This window comes from Formosa sejongensis, assembly GCF_033447105.1.
GTDB lineage: Bacteria > Bacteroidota > Bacteroidia > Flavobacteriales > Flavobacteriaceae > Formosa.
In genome coordinates this window covers 122,235-134,710 of sequence record NZ_JAWQUN010000003.1, presented here as the reverse complement: position 1 = coordinate 134,710, position 12,476 = coordinate 122,235, and the positions used below count along the sequence as shown (strand labels likewise).

Annotated in this window: 3 protein-coding genes; all 3 read left to right on the top strand. The window is 32.3% G+C overall.

Annotated features, from left to right (window positions below; all coding sequences use genetic code 11):
• Positions 1–19 precede the first annotated feature (19 nt).
• The 3 genes from R6X41_RS04780 (at position 20) to R6X41_RS04770 (ending at position 12,326) form a co-directional block, all read left to right on the top strand.
• A complete protein-coding gene (locus tag R6X41_RS04780) occupies positions 20–4,048 on the top strand; it encodes a glycoside hydrolase family 2 protein (RefSeq protein ID WP_318497952.1) in 4,029 nt (1,342 codons plus the stop codon).
• A 916-nt stretch (positions 4,049–4,964) separates the two neighbouring features.
• Entirely contained in the window at positions 4,965–8,993 is a 4,029-nt protein-coding gene (locus R6X41_RS04775; protein ID WP_318497950.1) for a two-component regulator propeller domain-containing protein, read from the top strand.
• 342 nt (positions 8,994–9,335) lie between these two features.
• Positions 9,336–12,326 (top strand): glycoside hydrolase family 2 protein, encoded by a 2,991-nt coding sequence (locus tag R6X41_RS04770; RefSeq protein ID WP_318497948.1) that lies wholly within the window; start codon positions 9,336–9,338, stop codon positions 12,324–12,326.
• The last annotated feature ends 150 nt before the right edge of the window (positions 12,327–12,476 follow it).

The following is a 12,476-nucleotide window of genomic DNA, read 5'->3' as shown; positions in this document are numbered from 1 at the left end:
AATTAGATTACATATCCATATGATCTCAGATTTTAAACAGTATTTTCAATTACTATGTTTTTTTTGTGTCACGGCACTGTCTGCACAGCCTGATTCGACCTATATAAATAAAATAAGAGGCGAGGTAGATACGTCTTGGTTGCTTACTATAGGGAATGATATTCCTCCTGCTACTTTAGAGTGGAATTTGCAAACAGCACCTGGGTTTAAAATGCTTTCTGAAAACGCACGTAACTCAGCAGTTTTAGAAAACTCATGGATTTTTTTTCCCATCATAAATGGTAAACCTGTTGCGGATGGAGAAAAAGTAACCTTGCCTCATGATTTTGATAGAGGAGAAAGAGATTATGTTTCTGGATGGTATCTGTCAAACTATAAACTTTCAAAACACAAAAACAAACGTTATGTTTTAAAACTTAATAGAATTCAGTTATTCAGTGAAGTTTATGTAAACGGTAAACTTATAGGACATCATTTTGGAGGGTATACACCTTTTGATTTTGATATTACAACGGCTCTAGAATCAGGAAATAACACCATTGCTATTTTTGTGCGCGATCAAAGTGCTGCTTTAGATGGTGGTAAGATATACAACCAAGTAGGTGTTACAAGATTGGGAAATTACAATCCAGATGGAGGTAATAAATTAAAAGGAGGTATAGAAAGTAGTATTGTTTTAGAAGAACAAGAAGAGGTGCATTTAGATAATATATTTGTAAAAACATCGACCAGAAAAAATACTTTAGAAATTAATTATGATATAGTAGCAAAAAAACTAACAACTGCAAAGGTGAGTTTTGAAGTGTTCAAGTGGCCTAATGGAGAAAGAGTAGCGTTAGAAATTCCCGAAGTTCATCTTAAAAAAGAAGATACAAGTAAGCAAACTTTAAAAGTAAATTGGAAGAACCCAAAATTATGGAGCCCCAATCACCCTAATCTGTATGTGCTTAGAACAACTTTAAAAAACGGTAAAAAAACGGAAGTTGTAGATACACGTTTTGGATTTAGAGAGTTTTGGATTGAAGAAAAGCAATTTGTGTTGAATGGAGTTCCTGCGCGTTTGCTAGGCCAATCGCATTACAGAAGTAGTGTTGAAGATATCGATTATCATCGGGAAACATTTTTAATGCATAAAAAAGTGTTTGAGGTAAATTCTTGTAGAATTCATGCCACCATGCCACCCAATGAGATTATGTATGCTGCCGATGAAGCAGGCATTTTATTAATAGATCAGTCGGCTATTTGGTCGGTTAATAAACCATTTTATTCTAGTGGAGGTGATTGGTTTGCTAAAAATATCGCTAAAGAATTTGAAGAGTGGGTAAAGCGAGATAGAAATAATCCATCGGTAGTTATTTGGGATGTAGAAAATGAAATGTTGCGTTTTAATTTTGGGACATACGAATGGATTCAATATTTACCAGATTATATTAAAAAGTTTGATAATTCAAGACCAATTAATTATTCAGGAGCAGGTTGGTTTGATGACGAGCAAGAGATGATTTCGCTTCATATGCAAGAGCATTATACTAGAATTATGAAAGACTGGAAATCTAAAGGAACACGTCCGTTAATTATGGGGGAATTTTGGGTTGGAGGCAGATCGGAGCAACGTTTGTCTAATTCCCCAGAGTTTTCATCGGTCTTAGATCGAAATATAGAGGAAGCAAAACTATACGAAGAGAAGTTTTTAGAAATGCGAAATATTGGTGTTGCAGGAGTTATGCCTTTTAGAACAGGCTTACTTGCTTTTGATAAGAATCCGATTGAAAATGGCAGTGTTTTTGAGTTTTCTAATCATTCAAAAATATATGCACAACCAGAAGTTGTGCTTCAAAAAATGCGACATGGTTTACAACCTGTAACAACATTCTTCTGGCCTAGACAAACCTATGTTGCAACAACAGAGTTATTAAAAAAAGAGTTAGTCGTTTGTAATGATAGTGAAACTGAAAATACATTTACGGTGACATGGAATTGGTTAGAAAATAAATATACAAAGCAAGTGGTTTTAAAACCCGGTAGCCAGGAACGTATTGCTTTAAATTTAGCATCAACAAATAAGAATAGCACTTTAACTGCCTCTATAACTTTGGGTAATAAACAAATTTCTGCAGATACACTTTTGATACAACCTTTTGTTCAACCCGTTCTACATCAATCTAAAAAAATTCAAGTTTATAAAGATGATATACTAGTCGATAGGTTGAAAGAAGCCGGATTAGATGCTTTTTCATCTGAAAAAATCCCAACAGTAAAAGATAATGTTATTTGGTTGTTTCCAGAACATGCTAATAACCGTGAATTAACAACGCATAAAAAAGAAATAGAGACGTATTTAAAAAATGGAGGTGCTGTTTTAAGTCTAAAACAAGACCAAGCGCCTAACTGGTATCCTATTAAGTTTCAGTTTAGTTCTGCAAATCAATCCAACTTGCATAATTATGCTAAAATGGGATGGGAAGGATTGAATAAAGATTTGTTTTTTTCTACCGAAGCACCTATTTATGACCGGTCCCATCCTGTTTTTAAAGGTTTAAATACGGATAAATTACAAGGTTGGAGTCCTTATGATAATCGTGTAGCAGATGATGTTTTTGCACGTCCATCGAGTAACAATAAATACGAACAAGGAAATTGGACAACACTTTCTGGAGGTACTCGAAGAGAACAAGTGAGTTTAGCAGAAGTGTTTTATGGAAAGGGAATATTGTTAACCTGCCAGTTAAACGTTATCGATAATTTAAAAAATAAGCAAGCGAGCGGATTGTTTGTAAATATGATTAATTATTTGTCGAATAGAAAACCAGAATTACTGAAAGGGAAAGTGCAAATTGCAGGAGATAAAAGTACTGCTGATTTGTCGAAATTATTAGGAACGACACCATCGGTTTTTAAAGGAGCCAAAGCAGATGATGGCGATTATATGTTGGTTTTTGATGGGGCAACTATAGAAGAAATAAAAGCTTGGGTTACAAAAGGTGGGCAAGTATTGGTCATGTCTCCTACAGTAGCAAATGAGTTTAACGATGTGAATATTGGTCATTCAGATATTGGTTTTTTTGCGACTAAAATTAATGAAGAACCTATTTTAAACGGTGTTTCCTCTGCAAATTTTATGTCCACCAAAACAGCTTTAGCACAAAGTTATTTTAGCACATTACCAAAAAATGCCAAAGTTGTTTTACAAGGTTTTGAATCTAATTCTACGTTTTGGAAAGTTGAAAAAGCACATCCTATTATGGTTTCGATTCCTTTTGAAGGCAAAGACATATTGTTGTCAACACTACAGTTTTCTGAAAAACCTATCGCTTCTCAACAAGAATTTTTAGCTCAAATTTTAACTAATTGTGGCGTGTCTATTTCTTTTTTAGAAATACCAGAACTAACTAAAGTTTCCATTAAAAAAACGGTACCAATTACTGTAGATGGGAATTTAGAAGAATGGATAGAGGACATGGAAGATAAGTTTGTAACACAATATATTCATGCAGAACCTATGTATTTAACTTCTGAAAATACAATTGAAGGCCCACAGATCTTTGATTTGAATTTATCGGCTATCGATTATATAATGTGGAACGAAAATACATTGAATATTGCTGGTGTTGTTTTTATGGAGGAGATGTTTTTTGGTGGTGAAAATTATCCAAGACCTAAAAATTATAAACAACAAATATTGTGGAACGATGATGTGATTATTGTTGAAGTAATAAACGGAAAAGCAACTGTTTTAATAAATGGTAAATCCTCAGGGAATTTATTAATAGCAACTGGAATTATTAAAGCAGAAGATATGACGGATGCTACTAAATTACAATTCAACTATATTCATGCCAGTGGTAAAATTAATACTTGGAATAAAATGAAAGGACAGACTTTTGAGTTGCAAATTCCTTGGGATTTATTAAAAACAAAACCGACTGATATAAAAGGGCAAGCATTAATTACGTTAGAAAATAAAGAAAATAAAATTCAAATGCCATTAAAGGGGGATAAAATAGATAAAACCAATTGGTTGCCTTTAGAAATTAAGGAGAGTAACTAGTTAATATAGAGTAAAAAGGAAATAATTAGTACATAAATATTATTACTATCGGTGGTTCTAAGTGGTAATCTATGTGTAGAATCAGGAATTAGAAGCTGATAAAAATGTTTAAGTAATGTTAGTGTCTAATCATATTCTAATTTGTTATGAAGGAGCCTTTAAAGAGGATTGTTAAGATTATCTGTTTTTAGGAGTATCTATAGAAATCGTATATAAAAAGAATAGAAAAAGATAATTAACTAGTACTTTTTAAAAATATGAAAGAGTGAAAATTTTACTATGTGTACTTTTATTATTTTTCTGTATTAGGGCTGACATGAGTGAATATCATGTGTCAGTAACAGGAAATGACTCTAACAAATGCACCTAGGAGGAGCTTTTTAGAAACATATATACGGTTGCCAAAATTGCGAGTTAAGGGTTCTGTTTGAGGCTCTATTTGAAAAAACAGATGGAACGCCTTATTTTTTATACACTAGAGACTAGAAAAACCTGTACCTGGTCCTATTGAAAAAACTAAAAATAGTTTAGTGGTATACAAGATTTGTTGAAATATTAAAAGTGAATACATGTTCTATTCGGTTTTAAGGATCTACTAATTCGTTTGAAACGAAAGCAACAGATATAAAAGAAAAAATGTTAATTAAATTAGAAAATAAAGTCCATACAATGGATGAATTGTCTTTATAGTTTTAATGAGGGCTAATGTTTATTATTAGAATATCACTCATTCAGTGGTTATATTAAGATTATTGGGTTTTTAATTATGAATAGTTGAATTTAAATATATTTTTATTTAGGTTTATATAATTTTATAGATTTTTTTAGTATACTATTTTTTTGAATAAAAAGTATCATGAGTTATATGCGGTATCTTTTCATTAACATTATATTGATTTTGCTACCCATTTGTTTATTGGGGCAGGCAAACGATTTTCATTTTAAACATTTATCTGTGCCAGACGGACTTTCTAATATTTCTGTAATTGCAATGGAGCAGGATGATCAGGGACAAATGTGGTTTGGTACAAGAAACGGACTTAATAAATATAACGGTAACGAATTTGTTGTTTATCGAAATAACCCTGCAGATTCTACAAGTATTAGCGATAGTGATATTTTATCTGTTTTAGAAGATAAAACTGGAGATATTTGGGTTGGAACGTATCATGGATTAAATAAATATGATCCCGTTAAGAATGTTTTTAAACGCTATTTTCAGACAGAAAAACCTAATTCATTATGTAACAATGTCATTATTTGTAGTAAAGAAATGCCTAACGGAGAAATCTGGTTTGGTACGGCAAATGGTATTTCAATATATAGTAAAATTAGAGATGATTTTATAAATATAAATTATTCAGAAGGTAACAGTTCAGGTTTGCCGTACAAAAACATCCAACGTATTTTTTTGGATTCAAATAATCAGGTTTGGGTTGCAACTGCTTCAGGTTTTGCTAAATTAATAAAAAGGGAAGATACTGAGTTTGTGTTTAAACATTTTAAATGGGAACAATCAGTTCAAGATTTATTTATCCAGGATGTTATTGAAATTAAACCTCATTTATTAGGTTTAGCCACCAAGTATAATGGTTTTGTGCTTTTTAATACCATTGAAGAAAAATTTATTATTAATGAATATCCCGAAATTTCTGCAAATTCAGATATTCGCGTTTTGAAGAGTGCTAGCGATGGTAATATATGGTTAGGAACTGCCCATGGGGTGAAAATAATTACACCCTTTAATAAAGTTATAGATGTTAAGAAGAATAAAGTAAATTCTAGTGGTCTTAGCCAGAATTTTATTAAATCAATTTTTAAGGATAACAATGAATCTATATGGTTAGGTACCTATAGTGGTGGTGTCAATATCTGGAATGAAGCGAATGAGAATTTTGTAAATCTGAAAAATCATAACAATAATAATAACGTTGTAAATACGATTATTGCAGACGGGAATTCAAATCTGTATTTTGGAACTGAAGGTGGGGATATTAATATATGGAATAGAAAAACTAAGAAGTTGGATGGATTTAAAATAGAAGGAGATGGAGAGGTTCCTTTTTATCCAGTTCAGACTTTATTGCGGACTGAACCAAATCTATTATGGGTAGGAGTCCTAAATTATGGTTTGTTTGTTTATGACTCTCAATCTAAAACCATCCGGAAAGATATTATTTCTAAAGAATTAAAGGATTACTTAAGTAATACAGGAGTATATGTAATTAAAGAAGATAATAATGGTGGGCTTTGGATAGGTACATTTGGTAAAGGATTAATTAAATATAATCTTAAATCAAAAAAGTATACTGTTTTCGGGAATGCTATAGGCGAGGAACCATACCTTTCTACTAATATTATAAAAACAATATTAGTAGATTCTAACGAGGACATTTGGGCAGGAGGTTTAGGAGGTCTTAATAAATTGCAATTTAATAATGATGGTACCCATAAGATAACTAATTATTTTATAAATGATTTTACAGGAAGTAACATTAAAACGATTTATGAAGATGTAAATCAAACGATTTGGGTTGGTACAAATACAAAAGGATTACATAAATTTAATGAGGGTAAATTTGAAAAAGTAATCATAGATAAAGTAAATCCCGTTACCACAATTTTAACGATTTTAGAAGACAATCAAGGGATTCTATGGATAAGTAGTGATAGAGGTATAATCGCTTACAATCCATATGATAAAACATCAATCATTTATAGTCAGAAAGATGTGGCAAATACTTATGGTTTTAACCCTAACTCAGGTATACAAATAGATGATTTTTATTTTTATTTTGGTGGTTTAGATGGTGTCACATCATTTAATTCAAGAAAGATGGTAAAGAATAATTATGTGCCACAAGTCATACTTTCCGATTTGAAAATTAAAAATGAATCGGTTGAAATTGGGGATAAGAATGAGATTTTATTAAAAAACATTTCAAAGACTAAGGAGGTGGTATTAGATCATAATAATTCAAATTTTTCGATTAAGTATGCGATGCCAAATTTTATAAACCCAGAGAGTAATCATTTTGCTTATCGCCTTAAGGGTTTGGATGATTCTTGGATTTACACAAAGAATACAGAAGCATTTTATACCATACAAAATCCAGGAACGTATACTTTCGAAGTTAAAGGAGCGAACGGAGATGAGGTTTGGAATGCGGATCCTACCACTCTAAAAATTGTAGTAAAAGCAGCACCTTGGAAAAGTTGGTGGGCTTTATTAATTTATGGCACTTTAATAATATTGTCACTGTTAGCTTTATTTTGGATTTTGAAATCTAAATCCGAGTTAAAGCATGAGTTAAACTTGGAGTCTGTAGAAAAAGAACGAAATAAGGAGATTCATAATGCTAAACTTGAGTTTTTTACTAATATATCTCATGAATTTAGAACCCCTTTAACATTGATTTTAGGTCCTTTACAGCAAATTTTAGCAGGTTACAATGGAACCAATGCTATGTATAAGAAATTATTGGTTATAGAAAGTAGCGCTAATCATTTACTACAACTCATTAATCGATTAATGGACTTTAGAAAATTAGAAAATAATCAATCTAGTTTAGAAACAGCCGAAGGTAATGTAGTGAAATTTTTACACGAAATATTTTTATCGTTTACAGAGTATGCTAAAGATGGTAATTATAGTTATAATTTTAATAGTTCTGACGATCAAATTTTACTGTATTATGATCGCTATAAATTAGAACGCGTTTTTTATAATTTAATATCTAATGCCTTTAGATACACTCCAAAAGGGGGCTGTATTTCTATAAGCATATCAAAGAGTGAAAATAATATTTCTATACAAGTAGAAGATTCAGGAGTTGGTATTTCTGAAGAAAATATAGATAAAATTTTCGATCGTTTTTTTGAAGTTTCAATTCATAATAATCCTGAAAAAAACTACAATAAGGGTACCGGAATTGGCTTATCTATAGCAAATAATATTGTAAAACTTCATAAAGGGATTATTACAGTCCTTAACAAAGACAGTGGAGGTGTTGTTTTTAGTGTTGTATTACCGTTAGGTAGAACACATCTTTCTGAAAATGAAATTCTAAAGGATTTTAAAATGAGTGACGATGTTACTCAATATGTTTCTCAACTTGAAACTACAGAAATACAGTTTGAAGACGATGTATCAGATTTAGTTTCTAAAGAAAAAAAATATACTATTTTACTCGTAGAAGACAATAAATCACTTCGTTCTTTTATGAAAGAACTCCTTAAAAAGGATTATAATATTCTTCAAGCAGAAAATGGGAAAATTGCGCTAAAAAAAGCTAAAAAGTACCTTCCGGATTTAATCGTCAGCGATGTCGTTATGCCCGAAATGGTTGGGACAGAATTATGTTCTGCAATTAAGGATAATCTTAAAACAAGTCATATTCCTGTTATTTTATTAACTTCCAGAACGTCCTTAATCTACAAGTTCGAAGGTTTAGAAAGTGGAGCAGACGATTATATTAGTAAACCATTTAATCTAAAGGAGTTTAAATTAAGAATCAAAAACCTATTAGAATCTAAACAACGTTTAAAAGATAAGTTCTCTAATGAAGATGTCTTTGTGCCAAGTGAAATTGCTGTAACATCTTTAGATGAAGATTTACTTAAAAAAGCGTTTAAAATTGTTGAAGATAATTTAGGAAATGAAGATTTTGATATCCCTCAGTTTCATTCAGAGTTAGGTGTTAGTCGTTCTATGCTATTTACAAAAATAAAAGCATGGACAAACTTCACACCTAACGAATTTATTCGTGAAATTAGACTGAAGAGCGCAGCACAATTATTAGAACAAAATAAAATAAATGTTGCACAAGTAGGATATATGGTTGGTTTTCGAAGACCTAAATACTTCACTAAATGTTTTCAGAAAAAATACGGTTTAACACCTACTCAATTTGTCGATAAATTTATTGATGAAAAAGATGTCTAAATTTTTTTATTTGGATGAAACCAAATGCTTTTTTTTACTTATTTAAACTATTGAAAACCATCTATTGGGTTTAAAATTTAATCTAGAATTTTAAATTCATATTATGAAACTATCAAAACCCGAGTTTTATTTTGCGATTTATTTCGGAGGTTATATTTAAATATGGCGTAGTTTCTTCTTGTATTTTAATTGAAAATTTATTTTCAATGTTTTTCTTTTATGGTGTTTGAACAGCACAGTACAGAACTCTTAATTATATCAAATTAATAACTTAGCTAGATCAATACAAAAAGTATTCTAAATAATTCTTGTATTGACTATAATTTAATTGATTTAACGAATATGAATAATTGTTTTTTATGTGTTTTTCGATATATATACTGTATTGCTTTTCTTTTAGCGGTTTCATCTTGTGGTAGTGAAAATGGCGATATTGGGAATGCTTCAAAAGAAGTTAGAACAAAATATAACTTTAATCCAGATTGGAAATTTATTAAAGACAATCCTGAAAATGCTCAGGATACCAGTTTTGTAGATACAGAATGGGCCACGATAAGTTGTCCGCATACATTTAATGACATCGATACTTTCGACGATATGAGCATTGGCCATCACATTGGAGAAATTAATCAATGGCGTGGTACCGTTTGGTATAGAAAGCATTTTAAGTTACCAGAATCGGATACAGGAAAAAAAGTGTTTATCGAATTTGAATCTGTTCGTCAAATTGCAGATGTTTTTATAAATGGTATTCATTTAGGACAAAATCAAACTGGTTTTATTCCTTTTGGATACGATTTAACCCCGTATTTAAAATTTGGAGACAATGTTGAAAATGTAATCGCGGTTAAAGTAAATAACGATCGTGGTGAAGATTTTAGAGATAATGACCCTTTGGTTTGGAATCACGAACATTGGCACCCAACACATGGTGGTATTTATAGAAACGTGTTTCTTTATACAATGGATCCTTTACACATTACATTACCACTATACGATAATTTAAAAACAGTCGGGACTTATGTTTATGCTGAAAATATTAGCGATACTAATGCAGATGTAACAGTTAATGCCGAAATCCAAAATGAGTATACAGAAGCGAAGACCGTAACTGTTATATCAAAAATCATGGATAATGAAGGTGAAGTTGTCCACACTATGAATACTGAAAAAACCGTTCCAGCTGGTGAAAAACTTATGTTTACTTCAATAGGGAAACTCGTGAATCCTCAACTTTGGTATACGCGCCATCCTTATATGTATAATGTAATTACCGAGGTTTTAGAAAATGGAGTTGTTTTAGATAATTACGAAACACCTTTGGGTATTCGCAGTTTCGATTTCAATAAAGACACCGGTTTTTGGAATAATGGTGAGTATACCAAATTACATGGTTGGGGGCAAAAACCAACAAATACTTGGGCTGGTTTAGGAGCCGCTTTGCCAGACTGGTTAAGAGATTATACGTATAAACTTATGGATGAAGCCGGAGGGAATTTCATCCGTTGGGGACATTCTGCAGGTTCTCCATCAGAAATCGCTATGGGAGATAAGTATGGTTTTGTAACGTTAATGCCAGGTGTTTCAGGTGAATCTCAAGATGAAGGTGAAACGTGGGATATTCGTATTAAAGCCTTTAGAGATATGATTGTGTATTATCGCAATCACCCATCTATATTTATTTGGGAAGGTGGTAACTGGGCAGAAACGGAAGCACATTATAAAGAGATTTTAGAGGTTATTGATACGTACGATCCGAATGGAAAACGTTTAATGGGTAACAGACGGGCCGATGTTAAAAATGATTCTGAAGGCTATGTGTCTATAGAAATTGGTACCGAAGGTTGGGAACGTGAATATGCAGATCTTCCAATTATTGAAAGTGAATATATGAGAGATGAAGCCCCAAGACGTATTTGGGACAAACAATCTCCAGACGATAATTTTTGGGATAACCCAAATTTATATAAAAACACGTATAAGTTTGGATCTGAAGAGTTTGCGGTAAGACAAGCAGATCACTGGTGGAATAAAATGGGTAAAAAATCGTACCATAGTGGTGGCGCTAATTGGATATTTTCTGATGGACCGCACGGTGGACGTTGTCCAACAGAAGTGACCAGAGCCAGTGGAGAGGTAGATGCTGTCCGACTTCCTAAAGAAGCCTTTTACGCATTAAAAGCGATGTGGAGACCAGAACCCCAAGTGCATGTTGTAGGGCATTGGAACTATGAAAAAGGAACGAAGAAAGACATGTATGTTATTTCTAACTGTGCTTCGGTAAAATTATATGTGAATGGTGAATTAATAGGAATAGATAATGAGCCAGACAATGGTTATGTGTATAAGTTTTCTGATGTGGCATGGCAAGCCGGAGATATTAAAGTTGAAGGTTACATTAAAGATGAATTACAAGTGTCTCAAACAAAAAGCACCGTTGGAGCACCTGTAGCTATTAAATTGACGCCTATAACAGGACCTCAAGGTTGGAGAGCCGATGGGTCTGATGTGACACTAGTAGATTTTGAAGTTGTAGATAAAGAAGGAAATAGATGTCCATTAGATGCGGATCGTGTCGATTTTACAATTTCTGGACCTGGAATTTGGAGAGGGGGCTACAATAGTGGAAAAGCTAAAAGCACTAATAATTTGTATTTAGATACAGAAGCAGGAATAAATCGTATCGCAGTACGTTCGTTATTAGAAGCCGGAACCGTGACTATTACAGCAAACCGTGAAGGATTAGAACCGGCAACCTTAGATATTACATCTACGGAAATATTATTGAAGGACGGTTTAACTACTGAACTACCACAAGTTTATAACGAACCTTTAGGCGATGCCGAACCATTGCCAGTTCACGTTCCAGAGATGCCAGTATATGAGCCTGAAAAACAAAATAAAAGTAATTTATTTTCTAAGTTTAGTTATACAGGCGATGCCAAGGCGATGCTAAGAACGACTATGGATTGGGGTAAAAAAGCATATACAGACTTAGAATATAACTATACCGTAATTCCGGGTTATTTAAGAGGAGCAGAATATATTAGAACTCCAGATTCAGATAAAAGATATTGGGCAAGAGACCAATTACAATTTATTGCAGGAGTAGATATGGATATTTATGTAGGTCATGACGACCGTGTTTCGAGACCTGATTTTTTACTTAAAGATTATAAAGATACCGGAGACGATGTTAAATTGGGAGGTGTAACCATGTCACTTTTTAAGCGTACTGCAAAAGCAGGAGAAAGTATTATTATGGCAGGTAATAGTGATGGAGATGCGCCAAAAGAATGTCGTATGTATATAGTTATTGGTAAGGAAATTTAAAAAGAACATGTCACCTAATTCTATAAAGGGGAATAAGAAATCAATTATAACCATGCCTGTTTTTATTCACCTTTTGTTTTTTTTATGATACTTAATTAATATAAAAAGTAGGACTGATTATTATTTGATTTTTAAGTTGATTATCAGTTG